The organism is Gemmatimonadaceae bacterium (assembly GCA_019637355.1).
Taxonomy (GTDB): Bacteria; Gemmatimonadota; Gemmatimonadetes; order Gemmatimonadales; family Gemmatimonadaceae; genus Pseudogemmatithrix.
In genome coordinates this window covers 2,743,840-2,760,689 of the sequence record JAHBVT010000001.1, presented here as the reverse complement: position 1 = coordinate 2,760,689, position 16,850 = coordinate 2,743,840, and the positions used below count along the sequence as shown (strand labels likewise).

Genomic DNA, 16,850 nt, shown 5'->3' with positions numbered 1-16,850 from the left:
TTCGGAGGTTCGGACCCTGTTCGCGACGCGCGCGTTGGATTACACTAGCGTCGTGCCTGCCAAGCAGACAGAGCCCGCTCCCCCGGACGACCTCCTCGACGCCGATCAAGCGGTCATTGACCGCGTGCTCGCCGGGGATCGCAATGCCTTCGGCATCCTGATCGAACGCTACAGCGATCCGCTGTACCGCCACGCATACGGGATGACGGGCAGTGCGGACGTTGCGGAAGACATCCTGCAGGTGTCGTTCATCAAGGCGTTTCACCATCTCGCCGAAGTGCGCGGCCGGTTCGACGCGTGGGTGTTCCGGATCGTGGCCAATGGCTGCAAGGATTGGCTGAAGAACATCCGGCGCACGCACCTGAGCTACGAGGAAGACGATCAGCCGTCGGGGTTCGAGACGCCTGAGGAAGAGCTGGACCGTGGGGAACTGCGGCGCGACCTGGACGGTGCGCTCTCGGCCCTCCCGGACTCGTTGCGGGAAGCGTTCGTGATGAAGCACGTCGAGGGCCGCTCGTACGAAGAGATGGCCGTGTTGCTCGACGCGACGGTCGGAGCCCTGAAGATGCGTGTCCATCGCGCCCGAGAGGCGCTGCAGAAACTGCTGGAGGAGCGATACTCGTGATGCACGACCCCATTGATCCCCGGAACGAGGCGGCGCAGCCGTCCACCGAGCCGCGTACGCCGGCCCAGGCCGAGCCGCAGGCGACGGACCGCGAAGTGCCGCTGGACTCGCGCGAGCTGCCGCAGGCGGTGCACGCGTGGCTCGACGGGGAGTCCGTGCCGGAGTCCACACTCTCTGGCGCCGAGCGCGAGGTGGCGCTGTGGAAGGAGATCAACGCCGAGGCCGGTCGTCGGCGTCGGATGACCACGCCGGCGCACGTGCCGGTGCAGATCCTGGCCAAGCTCGCGGACGACTGAGGCTGCGTTGGCCCGCAGGTCCGCGACCGGCTCCCGCCTCGGGGGCCGGTTTGTGTTTCGCGGCATCGCTCGCTGCGGACGCGGCGCATCTCCGCGCCACGAGCCGCGTGGTAGATTTTGAGTTTTCCCGGAGCCTGTTATGAGCGCGCATCGTCGCATCCGGCCGTTGGCCGACGAGTTCAATCCCTTCTATGCGGGCTACATCGCGCAGGTCCCCGACGGCGACGTCGTGGAGGCGCTGATTGGCGGTGCCGAGATCGCCTCGGCGCTACTCGGCGACCTTGACGATGCCACCGCCTCGCGGGCCTACGCGCCCGGCAAGTGGACGCTCAAGGAAGTGCTGCTCCACTGCGCCGACGCCGAGCGCATCTTCTCGTACCGGGCCCTGCGCATCGCCCGCGGCGACACCACGCCGCTGCCGAGCTTCGACGAGAACGCCTACGCCCCGATGAGCGGCGCCGCCAACCGCACCATCGCCGATATCCTCGACGAGTTCGAGTCCGTGCGCGAGGCCACGGTGACGCTGTACTCCGGCCTTCCGTCGGAAGCCTGGACCCGGCGCGGCACCGCCTCAGAGAGCCCGGTGTCGGTGCGGGCGATCGCGTGGATCACGGCGGGGCATCTGCTGCATCATTTGGCGGTGGTGCAAGACCGGTATCTTTGAACAGACGGATGACGGATGCCAACAGGGTGCGCGGAGCTTCGCTCCGCGCACCCTTCAAGCTTCCGTCCTCCGTCTTCCGTCTTAGATATGGACCGCCTTCCCTAACGCCGCGAGTGCCGCTTCCTTCACGACCTCACTGAGCGTGGGATGCGAGTGCACCGTCTCGCCGACGTCATCGGCGGTGCCGCGGTACTCCATCGCCAGCACGATCTCGCTGAGCAGGTCGCTGACGTTGGGGCCGATCATATGGCAGCCGAGGATCTCGTCGGTGGCGGCGTCGGTGACGAACTTCACGAAGCCCTCGGTGCTGCCCATCGAGCGGGCGCGGCCGTTGGCGCTGAAGGGGAACTTGCCGACCTTGATCGCCTTGCCCGTGGCGCGCGCTTCGGCTTCGGTGAGCCCCGCCGTCGCGATCTCGGGCCAGGTGTAGACCACGCCCGGCATATTGTGGTAGTGCATCTTGGCGTGGTGGCCGGCGATGACTTCCGCCGCGATCACGCCCTCCTCCTCGGCCTTGTGCGCGAGCAGCTTGCCGCCGACGGCGTCGCCGATGGCGAATACGTCGGGGAGGTTGGTGCGCATCTGCGCGTCGACGAGGATCTCGCCGCGCTTGCCGAGCGCGAGGCCCAGCGCCGCCGCGTCCACGCCGGTGAGTGAGGGTTTGCGGCCGATGGACACGAGCACGTAGTCGGCCTCGAAGCGCTGCGTGGCGCCGTCCTTCTCCGTCTCGACGACGACGCGGTTACCCTGGCGCCCACCGTCCGTGACCTTCGTCGCGACGTGGATCTCCAGGCCCTGCTTGGTGAAGACCTTGTGCGCTTCCTTGGTGATGTCGTCGTCGTTGCCGGGCAGGATCGTCGGCGCGTACTCGATGACGGTGACCTTGGCGCCGAGGCGCTGCCACACGGAGCCGAGCTCGAGGCCGATGACGCCGCCGCCGATGACGATCAGGTGCGTGGGCACCTCAGGGATGCGCAGCGCGCCGACGTTCGAGAGCACGCGCTCCTCGTCGAAGGGCAGGAAAGGCAGCTGCATCGGCACCGAGCCCGTCGCGAGGATGACGTGCTTGGGCGTGTAGGTCGTGACCGCGCCGTCGAGCGCCTTCACCTCGACGACGTTGCCGGGCTTGAGCGTGCCGACGCCCTTGGCCCAGGTGACCTTGTTCTTCTTGAAGAGGAACTCCACGCCCTTGGTGTTCTGCGCGACGACGTCGTCCTTGCGCTTGAGCATCTGCGCGAGGTTGAGCTGCACGCCGGCAAGCTCGATGCCGTGCTCCTTGGCGTGCTTGTGCGCGAACTCGAAGTGCTCGCTCGAGGCGAGCAGTGCCTTCGACGGGATGCAGCCGACGTTGACGCAGGTGCCGCCGAGGGTCTTGTCGAACTCGACGCAGACGACGGAGAGGCCAAGCTGCGCGGCGCGGATGGAGGCGACATAGCCGCCGGGGCCACCGCCGATGACGACGAGGTCCGGGGCGAGGTTCTGATCGGGCACTGGGGGGTGTCTCGGGTTGAGGTGCTGCGGTGGAATCTAATGGCTTGGGTGGCGGGGTTCCGGTGGTTTCGTGCGAGGGCTGAACTGCTATTCACCACAGAGGGCACAGAGAACTGCAACCGCTTTGGGGGGTGTGTGGAGCGGGATTCGGTTTCGCACGCGGTGATTGGGGCGGCGATTGCCGTACACAGGGCGATGGGGCCGGGTTTGTTGGAGTCTGTGTATCAGGCCTGCCTGGTGTTTGAGCTTCGGAGGCGGGAGGTTCCGTTCGCACAGGGCGTCTCGGTGCCGCTGGTCTACGCAGGTCAGGCACTCGATGCAAAGCTGCGACTTGATGTAGTCGTTGCCGACCAACTCGTACTCGAACTAAAGAGCATTGAAAAACTCTCCCCAATCCACACGGCACAGTTGCTCACCTACCTCAAGCTGACAGGCCACCGAAAAGGCCTCCTCATCAACTTCAACGTCCTGCAGCTCAAGGACGGCCTCATCAGACTCGTCCTCTAAAACCAGAACGGCAACCGCCCCCAAGAGCAGTTGCCGTTCTCTGTGTTCTCTGTGCCCTCTGTGGTGACCCGCAGTTCAGTCGTCGATCAACATCGCCGCCGGATCCTCCATCAGCTCCTTCACCCGCACGAGGAACAGCACCGCCTGCTGCCCGTCGATGATCCGGTGGTCGTAGCTGAGCGCCACGTACATCATCGGCCGGATCTCGACCTGGCCGTCGATGGCCACCGGCCGCTCCTGGATCTTGTGCAGCCCGAGGATCGCGACCTGCGGGAAGTTGATGATCGGCGTCGAGACCAACGACCCGAACACGCCGCCGTTGGTGATGGTGAACGTGCCGCCGGTGAGGTCGTCCATCGTCAGCTTGCCGTCGCGGGCGCGCTTGGCGACGGCGTTCATCGCGCGCGAGAAGCCGACCATCCCCATCCGGTCGGCGTCCTTCACGTTGGGCACGACGAGGCCCTGCTCGCTGGCCACGGCGATGCCGAGGTTCACGTAGTGCTTGTAGATGACGCTGTCGCCGTCGATCTGGGCGTTCACCACGGGATACGCCTTCAGCGCCAGGCAGGCGGCCTTCGCGAAGAAGGGCATAAAGCTGAGCTTCACGCCGTGCTCCTTCTCCACGCGCTCCTTCATCCGCTCGCGCACGGCGGACACGGCGCTCATATCGATCTCATTGAACGTCGTGAGATGCGCGGTGGAGTGCTGGGCCTGAAGCAGGTTCTCGGCGATGCGCTTGCGGCGCGTCGTCATCTTCTCGCGCGTCTCGCGCACACCGTCCGCGCGCGGGGCGGGGGCGGGCGGCGCCTTCACCGGCGCCGTCGTCGGCGCGGGCGCCGGGACGCTGGCCGCAGGAGCCGACGGTGCCGCGCTCGCCGCGATGACATCGGGCTTGGAGACCACGCCACCGCGGCCGCTGCCTTGGACGGACGACAGGTCGACGCCGGTCGCGGCCGCGAGCTTCTGCGCAGACGGGGCGGCGCGCACGTCGCTCGGGGATGAAGTTGGCGCGGGAGCGGCGGGAGTCGGCGCGGCGGGAGCCGGTGCGGCAGGAGCCGCCGCAGCAGGAGCCGGCGCGGCCGCGGCAGGCGCGCTGGCCGCCGCCGATGCACCTTCCTCTAACTGCCCAAGCGTCTCGGCCAGCTGCACCACATCGCCCTCGGCCTTCAGGCGCTTGCGGAGCACGCCGGCATTGAGGGCGGGCACCTCGACGGTGATCTTATCCGTCTCCAGTTCGACGAGCGTGTCGCCGACCGCGACGGCATCGCCCTCGTTCTTGAGCCAGCGGGAGACGGTCGCCTCGGTGATCGATTCACCGAGGGGGGGAACCTTAATCTCGATCATTCGCGAAATATAGCGAGGAGAGCGGAGTGCGAGCACTGACGATCGACGCGCACGGCGGCACCGAGCAGATCCGCTTTCGCGACGATCTGCCAGAGCCGCAACTCCGTGCCCCGCACGAGGTTCGCGTCCGCGTCCGCGCGGTGGCCCTGAACCGCCTCGACCTCTGGACGGTCGGTGGACTGCCGGGCGTGACGATCACGCCGCCGTGGGTGCTCGGCGCGGATTGCACTGGGGTCGTGGAGTCGGTCGGCGACGCGGTCGAGCACCTGCGCGTGGGCCAGCGCATCGTCGTGAATCCCGGCCTCTCCTGCCGTGACTGCGAGTGGTGCCGCCGCGGCGAGCAGCCGCTCTGCCCGCGCTTCGGACTGCTCGGCGAACACCATCCGGGCAGCTTCGCCGAGTTCGTCGTGCTGCCGGCGGCGAACGTGCTGCCGATTGCGGACCGCGTGCCCGACGACGTCGCGGCGGCGCACACGCTGGCGACGCTCACGGCGTGGCGGATGTGCGTGTCGCGCGCGAAGGTGCAGGCCGGCGAGGATGTGCTGATCTGGGGCATCGGCGGCGGCGTGGCGCAGGCGGCGCTGCGCATCTGCAAGCAGCTCGGGGCACGCGTGTGGGTCACGTCGTCCGACGCGGCCAAGCTGGAGCGCGCGGCGGCACTCGGCGCTGACGTCTGCCTCGATCACGCCCGCGAGGACGTGGGGCGCGCCGTGCGGGAGCGCACGGGCAAGCGCGGCGTGGACGTGGTCATCGAGAGCGTGGGCGAGAATACCTGGAACGCTTCGCTGATGGCGCTGAGCCGCGGCGGTCGGTTGGTCACCTGCGGCGGCACGTCGGGAGCGCAGCTGCAGATGGACGTGCGGCGGCTGTTCTGGTACCAGTGGTCGCTTCTGGGCTCCACGATGGGCAACGACGCCGAGTTCGCGGCGGTGACGGCGGAGCTGAACGCCGGCCGGCTCTGGCCGACGGTCGATGCCGTGTATCCGCTAGCCGAGGGTCGCGCGGCTTTCGAGCGGATGGCGCGGGGCGAACAGTTCGGCAAGCTCGTGCTGCGGGTAAGCGATGGCTGAGAAAGCGCAGTTCACGACGGACGAGGAGCGCAGCGTGCGCGAGGCCTACGCGCGCGACGGGCACGCCGACTGCCCGCGCTGTGCGGTGCGGATGCACGAACGCGCGATCGGCGGCGGCAGCTTCGGCCTGGGCTACGCGCGGCAGCGCGAGTGGCTGCTCTGTCCGCAGTGTCGCCGCAGCGTGCTGTTCGACGTCAAGCGCGGGACGCGGAACTAGCGGTGCGCGGAACTGTCGGGGTGCGCGGGGCCTCGGCTCGTCCCTGCCCGCTGGCGCGGCGCGGGCGCCGTGGCGAAGCTCCAGTATGACGCGAATCCTCCGCTGCCTTGCCCTGCTGGGCGTCCTCGCGCCGGTCGTCGCCGCGCAGGCGCCGGACCCCGTGGTGCGCGACACGCGTGCCTGGCACCGTGCCAATGCGCTGCCGGTGTTGCAGGGGTTCCGCGACTTCCTCTCATTGCCGAACGTGGCCAGCGATTCGGCGGCCATCCGGCGCGTGGCCGATACGCTGGTGGCGATGTTCGAGCGGCGCGGAGTGCAGATGGCCTTGCTCGAGACGCCGGGCAGCCCGCCGGCGGTCTACGGCGAGCTGCTCGTGCCAGGCGCCAGCCGCACGGTGATGCTGTACTCGCACTACGACGGCCAGCCGGTGCAGCCCCGCGACTGGCTCACCGCGGGGCCCTTCACGCCGGAGCTGCGCGACGGGCACGTCGAACGCGGCGGGCAAGTCCGCACGCTCGAGGAGGCCGCGCAACTGGGCCCGCGCGCGAACAACTGGCGCCTCTACGCACGCAGCGCCAGCGACGACCGCGGGCCGATCCTGATGATGCTCGCGGCGCTGGACGCGCTGCGCGCGCAGGGGCGGCAGCCGAGCGTGAACCTCAAGTTCTTCTTCGAAGGCGAGGAGGAAGCCGGCTCGCAGCACCTGCGGGAGATGCTGCTTGCGCATCGTGCGCGACTCGCGGCTGACCTGTGGCTGTTCCTCGACGGACCGCGGCACCAGTCGGGCATCCCGCAGATCGTGCACGGCGTGCGCGGCGTGATGGGCCTGCGCGTCACGACCTACGGGCCCGCGCGCGCGCTGCACAGCGGTCACTACGGCAACTGGGCGCCGAACCCGGCCAATGAGCTCACGCACCTGCTCGCCGGGATGCGCGCGACAGACGGCACCATCACCATCGACGGGTTCTACGACGACGTCCGCGAGATCACCGACGCGGATCGCCGCGCGATCGCCGACGCGCCATCGCCCGACCGTGGTCTCGCGGCTGAACTGCAGCTAGGGCGCACGGAGACGCAGATGCCGCTGGGGCTGGCCGTGCTGCGGCCGGCGCTCAACATCACGCAGCTCGCCGGTGGCACGGGCACCAACGCCGTGATGCCCAGCGCCTCGGCGGCCATCGATTTCCGCCTCGTGCCCGGGCAGACGCCGGTGCGCGTGCGCGAGTTGGTCGAGCGGCATCTGCAGCGTCAGGGCTACCACCTGGTGCACGAGGTGCCGGACAGCGCGACGCTGCGCACGCATCCGCGCGTCGTGCGTCTCGGCTGGGGGCAGGGCTACGCGGCGCAGCAACTGCCGCTCGACGATCCGTGGTCGCTGGAGATCCACCGTGTCGTGCAGCGCGCCGCGGGCACGACCGTGGCCCGCGTGCCCATTCTCGGCGGCAGCCTGCCGCTGAGCGTGTTCGAGGAAGTCCTCGCTGCGCGGATCCTGACGCTGCCGCTGGTGAACTACGACAACAACCAGCACGCGGCCAACGAGCACCTCCGCTTGGGCGAGTTCTGGCAGGGCATCGAGATTGTCGCCGCCGTGATGACGGGCATCGGCAACGTACGCTAGATTCCGCGCTATGCGAATCCTTCTCCGCGCCGTCGCCGTCCTCACGCTGGCGGCGTCGCCGCTCCTGGCGCAGCAGGACCCGCCGCGGCGTCTGAACCTCGGGAGCGGCGTCGAAGAGGTCCAGCCGCGCGACACCGCGCGTACCGGCGGCGTCACCTCCCGCGAGATGCGCTCGGCGTTCGTGCGCACGCAGCTCGTGCTCGGCCTGGCGGCGTATGGCCCTGCCTTCGCCGTGATGCTCGGCGACGAGCCGGCGACCCGTGTGGCCGCGTATATGGTGATGGCCGGCGGGTCGTTCTTTGCGGCCAGTGAGCTCGCGCGCCAGGTGGAGGTTACGCCGGCGCGGCAGGTGCTCAGCTCGCGGATGGCCTGGCGCGGCACGATCAACGGATTGCTGCTGGGGAACGCCGCGAGTATGCCGCAGCGCGAGGTGGCGGCACTGACGCTCATCGGCGGGCTCTCGGGCACCGCGGCCGGGTTGATGATCGGCGGCGGCCTCACGGAGGGCGAGGCCGTGGCGGCCGTGGTGGGACACGACCTGGTCGCGGCCTCGGCGTACGCGTTGACCTGGGTGTTCGACCCCAAGGAAGGCGACGGCGAAGGACTGAGCTATAGCGCGCGCATCGCGATCCCGCTGGTGCTGGGCTGGGGCGGCTACGCGCTGGGCCGCAGTTGGGCGGGCAACGCCGCCTACGAAGTGACCGCCGGCGACGCGATGCTGCTGTGGCTGGGTGCGGGCATCGGGATGACGGGCGCGAGCACCTTCCTCGTGGGGCAGTCGCCGAGCACGCCGGTGGTGGCCGGCTCGCTACTCGCCGGCGGTCTCGTCGGGGTGTGGGGCGCGGACCGCCTGCTGGTGCGCAAGTACGACCACTCGCGTTCGGAGGGCCTGCTGCTCGCGTCGGGCGCCGGTGCCGGCGCGCTGATGGGCATCGGGCTCGGCGTACTCATCTCCGGCGAGGCCGACCGCAACGCCGCGCCGACGATGGCCTTCGCGACGATGGGCGCCATCGGCGGGGCCTGGCTCACCAGCCGCTACGCGCAGCCGGCGCTCGACGAGAGGCGCCGCTATGAGTACGGCAGTCGCATCCAGTTGAACCCGGCCGGGGCCGTCGCTGTGGCGGCGAAGGCGCCCGGCATCCATCCGCTCCTGCGCATCACGTTCTAGTTCCCACATACTCCGATGACGTTCCTCGATCGATTGCAAGACAGCCTGCTGCGCCTCTGGGAATACATCCCGGCGCTCTTCGGCGCGGCGGTGGTGCTGACGGCGGGGTATCTCGTCGCCCGTCTTGCGCAGCGGACCGTGCAACGCCTGCTGCGCCGCGTGCACCTCAACGAAGCCCTCGAGAAGGGCGGGGTGCAGCCGCCGTTGGATCCCTACGGCGTGCCGCTCACGCCGTCGCGCGTGATCGCGAACGTGGTGTTCTGGGTGCTGCTCTTCACGGCGATGCTGCTCGCCGCCGACACGCTGGGCATCGACTACCTCGGCCAGGCCTTCGCCGAGCTGGTCAGCTATGTGCCGAGCGTGATCGCGGCGGTGGTGATCGTGATCCTCGGCTTGGTGCTGGGCGACCTGGTGGCGGCCTTGATCGCGGCGAGCGCCGGTGCGCTGGCCGGTGCCGGCACGCTGGCACGCGTGGGCAAGGGCGGCGTGGTGCTGCTGGCCGTGTTTATGTCGCTGCAGGAACTCGGGGTGGCGACGGGCATCGTGACGACGGCGTTCGCGATCATCTTCGGGGCCGTCGCGTTGGCGCTGGCCTTGAGCTTCGGGCTCGGCAACCGTGAGCTCGCGGGCGAGGTGACGCGGCGCTGGTACGAGGAGTGGCGGGCGGAGCGCGAGGCGCTGCGGCGGGCGTCGGAGATGGCGGAGGGAGAGCAGCCGAGTGTGGAGCCGCGGTAACTGCGTTTCACCACAGAGGGCACAGAGGGCACAGAGAACTGCAACCGCCAACTGCCAACTGCGGACTGCCTCTTAACGCAGAGACGCAGAGGGCGCAGAGAAGGGCAACTGCAAGTGCTTTGGGGGTCCGTCACCGATGCGTCGGTGCGGACCCCCAAGTCCTTGCAGTGGTGGTTCCCACGTTTCTTGCAGTTCTCTGCGTCCCTCTGCGCCTCTGCGTTGAACCGCGGTCGGCAGTTCTCTGTGCCCTCTGTGGTGACCGCCGTTACCCGTTGTTTGCGCCCCCCGCATCGCCTAACTTTCGGGGTCGCGGTTCCCTCTGAAAATCGCCCCTAATCTGAGCGTCTATGACGGCCCCGAACAACCGTGAGCGGATCCTCCCGCGCCTGATCCAGGACGAGGTGAAGGAATCGTTCATCAACTACTCGATGAGCGTCATCGTGAGCCGCGCGCTGCCGGACGTGCGCGACGGCCTCAAGCCGGTGCACCGGCGCGTGCTGTACGCGATGAACGAGCTCGGGTTGGTGCCGGGGCGGCCGTACAAGAAGTCGGCGACGGTGGTGGGTGACGTGCTCGGTAAGTACCACCCGCACGGCGACCAGTCGGTGTACGACGCGCTGGTGCGAATGGTGCAGGACTTCTCGCTGCGCTATCCGCTGGTGGACGGGCAGGGCAACTTCGGCTCGATGGACGGCGATCCGGCGGCGGCGTACCGCTACACGGAGTCGCGCCTCACGAAGATCGCGGTCGAGATGCTCACCGACATCGACAAGGACACCGTCGATTTCGCGCCCAACTTCGATGACCGCCTCGAGGAGCCGACGGTGCTGCCGTCGGCGTTCCCGAACCTGCTCGTGAACGGCTCGGCCGGCATCGCGGTCGGGATGGCGACGAACATCCCGCCGCACAACCTGCGCGAAGTGGCCGCGGCGGTGACGGCGATGATCGACAACCCCGACCTGACGGTCGAGGAGATCCGCGGGCTGATCAAGGGGCCGGACTTCCCGACAGCCGGCTTCATCTACGGCCGCGCCGGCATCAAGGACTACATCGAGACGGGCCGCGGCAAGGTGATTATGCGCGCCCGCGCCGTGATCGAGGAGAAGGAGTCCTCGAACAAGTCGCAGATCGTCATCACCGAACTGCCATACCAGGTGAACCGCGCCAATCTCGTGCTGAGCATCGCCGAGCTGGTGCGCGACAAGAAGATCGAAGGCGTCTCCGACCTGCGCGACGAATCGGATGCACAGACGCGCATCGTCGTCGAGCTCAAGCGTGACGCGATCCCGAAGGTGGTGCTGAACCAGCTGTACAAGCACACCTCGATGCAGAGCACCTTTGGCGTGATTATGCTCGCGCTGGTGCCGGACCCGGTGTCGAAGCGCCTGGTCCCGAAGGTGATGGGGATGCGCGAGGTGCTCGGGCACTACATCGCGCACCGCCACGAAGTCATCGTGCGTCGCACGCAGTTCGACCTCGACAAGGCCAAGGAGCGGGAGCACATCCTCGAGGGCCTCAAGATCTGCGTCGACAACATCGACGAGGTGATCAAGGTCATCCGCGCGGCCGAGGACTCGCCGGCGGCCAGCGCCCAACTGCAGAAGCGCTTCAAGCTCAGCGAGCGGCAGGCCGAGGCGGTGCTCAATATGCGCCTCGCCAAGCTCACCGGCCTCGAGATCGAGAAGCTGGAGGAGGAGCTGGCCGAGGTGCGCGGGCAGATCAAGGAGCTCGAGGCGCTGCTGGCCAGCAAGCCCAAGCGGATGAAGGTGATGAAGGACGAGCTCGGCGCGCTGGTGGCGACCTACGGCGACGAGCGCCGCACCGAGATCGTGAGCGACGAGGGCGAGTTCTCGATCGAGGACCTCATCGCCAACGAGGAGATGGTCGTGACCATCTCGCACGCCGGCTACATCAAGCGCACCAACATCTCCACCTACCGCAAGCAGCGGCGCGGCGGTGTGGGGACCAAGGGGACCGAGCTGCGCACTGACGATTTCGTCGAGCACCTCTTTGTGGCGCAGACGCACGACTACCTGCTCGTGTTCACGCACGACGGGCGCTGCTTCTGGCTCAAGGTGCACGAGATCCCGGAGGGCGCGCGGGCGGCGAAGGGCAAGCCGATCGTGAACCTCATCAACGTGTCCCCGGACACGACGGTGAAGGCGATCGTGCCGGTGAAGCAGTTCACGGACAACGAGTACCTGATGTTCTGCACGCGCAACGGCACCGTGAAAAAGACGGCGCTGTCCGAGTACTCGAACGTGCGCTCGACGGGCATCAAGGGCATCAAGCTCGAGGACGGCGACGAACTCATCGACGTGCAGATCACCTCGGGCACGAACGACGTGGTGCTGGTGACGCGGCACGGCCTGAGCATCCGCTTCCACGAGCAGGAGGCGCGTCCGATGGGCCGCGACACCACCGGCGTGCGCGGCATCGCGCTCGGCGAGGGCGACCGCGTGGTCGGGATGGTGGTGGTCAAGCGCGAGGCCTCGCTGCTGGTGGTGACCTCGCTGGCGCTCGGCAAGCTCACCAACGTCGAGGAGTACCGCGTGCAGGGCCGCGGTGGCAAGGGCATCCTGACGGTGAAACGCACCGAGAAGACCGGCGACGTGGTCGGCCTGCTCGAGGTGCTGCCGGAAGACGGCCTGATGCTGATCACCCGCGGCGGGCAGTCGCTACGCTGCGCGGTGAAGGACATCCGCGAGACGGGGCGCGTGGCGCAGGGCGTGCGGCTCAAGGACCTCGAGCTCGGCGACGTGGTGGCGGCGATCGCCCGCGTAGTGTCGGACGACAAGGAAGACGGCGCCGAGGGCGGCGCCGAGTCCGGGCCGGATGAACAGATTGAGCTGAGCGCTCCCGAGAGCGAGTGAGGGTCCGCGGCGGGTCGGCACGGCGTGCCGCCCCGCTGCGATGTGAGGAACCGTTTCGCTGCGGTGACGAAGTGTACAACCTCGCGGCACGCGGAGCGTACGGGGGGGCGGTGACCGAGCCTGACCGGCTCGTCGATACCCTCATCAAGGAGATCGTATGCGAGTCAGCTCCCTGCGCGCTTTCATTTTCGTCGGCACTCTCGCGGTGGCCTTCGCATTGCCTGCTGCCGCGCAGGCGCCGCGCCCAGCGCGCGCCTTGGCCGCGCCGACAGCCGAGCTCGAGGAGCCGTGGTCGGGTCCGCTCCAGCTGGTGGAGTTGCGCGACGGCAACATCCTCGTCCACGACAGTCGGGACAAGCGCGTTGCCGTGGCCGACTTCCGCACCCAGGAGCAGCGCGAAGTGGCGCGCGAAGGGGGCGGACCCACCGAGTACCGTAGCGTGATGGGAATGTGGTTGATGCCCGGCGACTCCGTGCAGGCGCTGGATCTGTTTCAGCAACGAGTGCTGGTGTTCGATCCCTCCGGCACGCCGCGTGCGACGCGTCCGCTGCCCGGGGCGGGGGATCCGATGCAAATGATGAATCGACCGATGACGCGCGCGTTGGACGCGCGGGGTCGGTGGTACGGCCAGCAGATGGCCGTGGCATTCGAGGGCGGCCAGATGCAGATGGCCGATTCGGCGTTGATCGTGCGCACCGATCCGGCAACGATGCGCGCCGACACGCTGACGAAGTTCCCGACGTTTATGACGGCGCCGCAGATGTCACCGCAGGTCGTCCGGATGCCAGTGCCGGGTTATCCGCCGATTGACGCCTGGGGTGTGTTTCCCGACGGGCGCGTGATGGTGGTGCGCGGGCGCGGGTACGTGCCCGAAATCTTTCCCGTGGGCGGAGCGCCACGCCGCGCCGCGGCGCTGTCGTATGCCCAGCTTCCCGTGACGGCGGAAGATCGCCGGGCGATTATGGACTCGGTGCGCAAGGCAATCGACGACGGGATCCGTCAGTTCGCGGGGATGGGCGGTGGCGCTCAGATGCCACGCATCGAGCTCGTCGAGCCCAGTCCGTGGCAGACGCAGCGGCCGCCAATCACGGGCGACCTGATCCGGGTAGATCCGAAGGGCCGCGCGTGGGTGCCGGTGGTGGACCGCACGCCCGGTCAGCGCTACGACCTCCTGGACGCGGACGGGCGCGTCGTGGACGCCATCAAGCTGCAGCGGGACGTGCAGCTCCTCGGCTTCGGCGCGCAGGCGGTGTACACGGCGCGCAAGGATGAGGACGACTTGCTGTACATCCGGCGGCATCCGCTGCCGTAGGGCGGACCCTCGCTGTCGCCTGGATGCCCTACGGCCGCGTTTAGCGACGCAGGTACTCCACGTCCAGGCTGTCTCGGCGCACCACGTACAGGTGCTCCCTCGTTGCCGTGACCAAGCGAGCGTCGGAAGGCAGCGCGAGCCGAGCCAATGCGCCCGTGCGGTCAACGACGTCGTACCGCGTGTGGGATGCGAACCCTGGCTCAGCTCGGCGCACGTAGAGCCTGCCGTCCATTCCGGCGACCAGCGACGAGGCATCGAACGGTGGGACTTCGCGCGGGAACTCTGCGTAGCGTGTCCCGAGCACCTCGCGCACTTCTGCTGGAGCGGTCTCGAGCTGCTCAATCGCCCGCCGGTGTCGCGCGAGATACTGTTCGCGCGTCCGGGCATCGAACATTCTCGGTACTATCGGAATGGGTTCGCCGAGATGCATCTGCCCGAACGAGTCAATCCAGTCGACGCGATACGGTTCGAGACGAGCGATGGCGACCCACCCATCCGGGAACACGGCAAAGATCTCGGAGACCGCCATCGCAGGTCGGCTCAGCGCAAAGTCGCGGAACGTTCCATCTGCTTCTCGACGGGCGTGGACACGTCCCGGCGCGTCACGCAGCATCGCGATCGTATCTGCGCGATCCGACGTGGTTGCTATGCGCACGAGCGCCAGCGAATCATTCGGCGTGAGATCACGTGGTCCGACCGTCGATGGTGCCGGTGCCCGCATCGAGAAGAGTGATCCGTCCGCACTCGCGCCCTGGAGCATTCCGAGCGCGTGCGCGCGCGTGGCGACCTCTGGCGGTGCCGACGCGGCCACCCGCGATCCGTCGAAGTAGATCAGCCTACGCGTCGTCGGGTCGGCCTGGACGCTGGAGTCGCCGCCAAGTGGGTGCAGCGCGACGGCCGTGCTCCACTCCTCAGGGCCGGCGCCACGTCGTCCGACCATCTGCACGAGACTGTCGCCGAAGCGCCCCAGCACGATCTTCTGCTCTCGTGGGTCCGTGACGATGACGGCCCCGTCGCTGAGTTCTCGCACGGACGTGACATACGTGAACGTCTCGCCAAGCTGCTCAAACGGCCCCTTGAGCACGACGTCGTCGCCTTCGCGAAGCCGATCGGAGCCGCAGGCCGCGGCCACGGCAAGCAGCAGCACGCTCGTGTGGCTGAATCCAGACCTCACGGCGCGGAATTCAGCGGCCGTTGCAGTTCCCGGCACTGAACCAGGCGCGCTCGGACTGAGCGTTTCGGCGATAGCGGATGGAGTCGGCTCGCTGTGTCAGGACGGAAAGGGCACTGGAGTCGCGTTCGGCAAACCGGAGCGTCCACTCGCGACTTCCCGCGGCGGGGTTCGGCGCGCGGCGGAACAGCGCGATGACGGCGCGAATTCGCGCTTCTTGATCCGCATCGAGCTCGATTCCGCGGGTGAGCGCCCTGAAGTGACAGTCCTGCATCTGTTCCGGCGAGGACGCGGGTCGGTAGCTTCCGCGCATCAGCTCGTCGATGCGCTCCTGCGAAAGTCCAGACTGTGCGGTTGCCGTTCGCGCTGGTAGAATCAGTCCACAAATCAGCGAGGCAGGCCAGAGGTATCGGAGCAGCTTTCCCAGCATAGGCTTTCACTCCTTCGCTATCGCGCGAGTGCTGCGTCAATCAAGTTTCGCAGAGAATCCGGCCTTACGCCAGTCAACGTCTGCCGCAATTGGATTCGTGGTCCCCGCGACGAGGTGAACACGCAGTGACATCGGACGTAACCAAGCCGCGAGTGGGGCGGCTGTCCCTCGCGGCACTTGGGATCTTGCTCGCTTGCGGCGAACCCGCCCGCACCGACGCACCGCCTCCCGTACCCCTCGGCGCCGCCAGCGATTCACTCGCCGCGCCGCGCACACTAATCCGGTGGCTTGCGGAGACGCAGAACGGCGTCGTCGTGATCCACGACCAGCGCGACGGCGGCTTGATGCGCACGCGGGCAGGATCCAACGATCTCGTCCCAGTGACCACGCCCGGGGCCGGCCCACTGGAGGTGCGCAGGGTCCAACGCATCCTGCGCGGGCCGGGCGACTCGCTGTGGGTGATGGACATTGTCGGCGTGAAGGCCGTCGTGCTCGACGCAGACGGGCGGCCGAAGCGCGAGGAGCGCAGCCCGATTCCGAGTTCCGCCACCGCCTCGCTGAACTTCGGCTGGGTGCGTGCGGTCAGCGAGGCGGGCGATTGGTATGCGAGCGACCGCACGATGCGGTTCGCCCCGACATTCTACGTCGATGATTCGGCGAGCGTCGTGCGCTGGCGCAGGGCAGATGGCCGGACAGACACACTGGCCCGAGTGGGGATGCGCCCAATCGAGTTCACGGCGCGCTCGATCCCTCCGCGTCTCGACGCATTCGACCCGATAGACGCTTGGGGCGTATTCCGCGACGGGCGGGTGATTGTGGTGCGCGCGCGCGACTACGGAATCGAGTTGGTGGAGCCGGACGGGCGCGTGATTCACGCCGGACGTGGCCCCACGGCGCTGATTGCGCTGACGCGCGCGGACGCCGAGTACACGCGGGACTCGCTGAACCGTGAGCGGGCTGAGTTGATGCAGCAGATGCCCGGCAATCCACTCGGAGCCCAAGCGGGTGTGGCCGCGGGAAGCCGACCGCTACCGGCGCTGCCCGATCCGCTTCCCTCGCACTGGCCCTTGCTGCGGGGTGACGAGATCTCGGTGGACTGGCAGGACCGCGCGTGGGTGAGGGTACGCTCGGCGCCACGCGATACCGGTGCGAGCCGCTACGACCTGTTTGATCGAGACGGTCGATTCCTAACGGCCGTCGCGGTGGCGGCGGGAGGGAGGGTGATCGGGTTTGGCCGCCAGGCGGTGTTCGTGGCGTGGTCCGATGACGATGGGCTGCAGTGGGTGAAGCGGCATCCAATGCCGCCGCCCTGAACGCTTCCGCGTCCTG

At 68.2% G+C, this 16,850-nt stretch carries 16 protein-coding genes; 12 read left to right on the top strand and 4 right to left on the bottom strand.

Annotation, left to right across the window (positions count from 1 at the left end; genetic code table 11):
- Positions 1–52: 52 nt before the first annotated feature.
- From KF689_12585 to KF689_12575, 3 genes are all read left to right on the top strand, one after another.
- On the top strand, positions 53–625 hold the full coding sequence (locus tag KF689_12585; GenBank protein MBX3134210.1) for an RNA polymerase sigma factor: 573 nt from the start codon (positions 53–55) through the stop codon (positions 623–625).
- A complete protein-coding gene (locus KF689_12580; protein MBX3134209.1) occupies positions 625–921 on the top strand; it encodes a hypothetical protein in 297 nt (98 codons plus the stop codon). The genes KF689_12585 and KF689_12580 overlap by 1 nt, the downstream gene beginning before the upstream one ends.
- Positions 922–1,060: 139 nt before the next feature.
- Positions 1,061–1,585, top strand: a complete 525-nt coding sequence (locus KF689_12575) for a DinB family protein (GenBank protein MBX3134208.1) — start codon at positions 1,061–1,063, stop codon at positions 1,583–1,585.
- A gap of 81 nt (positions 1,586–1,666) precedes the next feature.
- Here the strand turns inward: KF689_12575 and lpdA are convergent, their stop codons facing one another.
- On the bottom strand, positions 1,667–3,076 hold the full coding sequence (gene lpdA, locus KF689_12570; GenBank protein ID MBX3134207.1) for a dihydrolipoyl dehydrogenase: 1,410 nt from the start codon (positions 3,074–3,076) through the stop codon (positions 1,667–1,669).
- Between the two features lie 39 nt (positions 3,077–3,115).
- Between lpdA and KF689_12565 the strand changes: the two genes are divergently transcribed.
- Positions 3,116–3,583: a GxxExxY protein gene (locus KF689_12565; protein ID MBX3134206.1), complete on the top strand. Its 468-nt coding sequence runs from the start codon at positions 3,116–3,118 to the stop codon at positions 3,581–3,583.
- Positions 3,584–3,658: 75 nt separating this feature from the next.
- Here KF689_12565 and odhB read toward each other — a convergent pair whose 3' ends face one another.
- Positions 3,659–4,927, bottom strand: coding sequence for a 2-oxoglutarate dehydrogenase complex dihydrolipoyllysine-residue succinyltransferase (odhB, locus tag KF689_12560; protein ID MBX3134205.1), 1,269 nt, complete (start codon positions 4,925–4,927; stop codon positions 3,659–3,661).
- A gap of 26 nt (positions 4,928–4,953) precedes the next feature.
- On the opposite strand from odhB, the gene KF689_12555 reads away from it, so the two are divergent.
- From KF689_12555 to KF689_12525, 7 genes are all read left to right on the top strand, one after another.
- On the top strand, positions 4,954–5,997 hold the full coding sequence (locus KF689_12555; protein MBX3134204.1) for a zinc-binding dehydrogenase: 1,044 nt from the start codon (positions 4,954–4,956) through the stop codon (positions 5,995–5,997).
- Entirely contained in the window at positions 5,990–6,214 is a 225-nt protein-coding gene (locus tag KF689_12550; GenBank protein ID MBX3134203.1) for a hypothetical protein, read from the top strand. The genes KF689_12555 and KF689_12550 overlap by 8 nt, the downstream gene beginning before the upstream one ends.
- 85 nt (positions 6,215–6,299) lie before the next feature.
- Positions 6,300–7,832: a M20/M25/M40 family metallo-hydrolase gene (locus KF689_12545; GenBank protein MBX3134202.1), complete on the top strand. Its 1,533-nt coding sequence runs from the start codon at positions 6,300–6,302 to the stop codon at positions 7,830–7,832.
- Positions 7,833–7,842: 10 nt separating this feature from the next.
- Positions 7,843–9,000 (top strand): hypothetical protein, encoded by a 1,158-nt coding sequence (locus tag KF689_12540; GenBank protein ID MBX3134201.1) that lies wholly within the window; start codon positions 7,843–7,845, stop codon positions 8,998–9,000.
- A 15-nt stretch (positions 9,001–9,015) separates the two neighbouring features.
- Positions 9,016–9,735, top strand: coding sequence for a mechanosensitive ion channel (locus KF689_12535; protein ID MBX3134200.1), 720 nt, complete (start codon positions 9,016–9,018; stop codon positions 9,733–9,735).
- Between the two features lie 347 nt (positions 9,736–10,082).
- Positions 10,083–12,608 carry a DNA gyrase subunit A gene (gene gyrA / locus KF689_12530; protein MBX3134199.1) on the top strand — a complete coding sequence of 842 codons (2,526 nt, stop codon included), beginning with the start codon at positions 10,083–10,085 and terminating at the stop codon, positions 12,606–12,608.
- A 157-nt stretch (positions 12,609–12,765) separates the two neighbouring features.
- A complete protein-coding gene (locus tag KF689_12525) occupies positions 12,766–13,920 on the top strand; it encodes a hypothetical protein (GenBank protein ID MBX3134198.1) in 1,155 nt (384 codons plus the stop codon).
- 40 nt (positions 13,921–13,960) lie between these two features.
- Here the strand turns inward: KF689_12525 and KF689_12520 are convergent, their stop codons facing one another.
- Both KF689_12520 and KF689_12515 read right to left on the bottom strand, forming a co-directional pair.
- Positions 13,961–15,094 (bottom strand): hypothetical protein, encoded by a 1,134-nt coding sequence (locus KF689_12520; protein ID MBX3134197.1) that lies wholly within the window; start codon positions 15,092–15,094, stop codon positions 13,961–13,963.
- A 10-nt stretch (positions 15,095–15,104) separates the two neighbouring features.
- On the bottom strand, positions 15,105–15,521 hold the full coding sequence (locus KF689_12515) for a hypothetical protein (GenBank protein MBX3134196.1): 417 nt from the start codon (positions 15,519–15,521) through the stop codon (positions 15,105–15,107).
- Between the two features lie 125 nt (positions 15,522–15,646).
- On the opposite strand from KF689_12515, the gene KF689_12510 reads away from it, so the two are divergent.
- Positions 15,647–16,834: a hypothetical protein gene (locus tag KF689_12510; GenBank protein ID MBX3134195.1), complete on the top strand. Its 1,188-nt coding sequence runs from the start codon at positions 15,647–15,649 to the stop codon at positions 16,832–16,834.
- Positions 16,835–16,850: the final 16 nt, after the last annotated feature.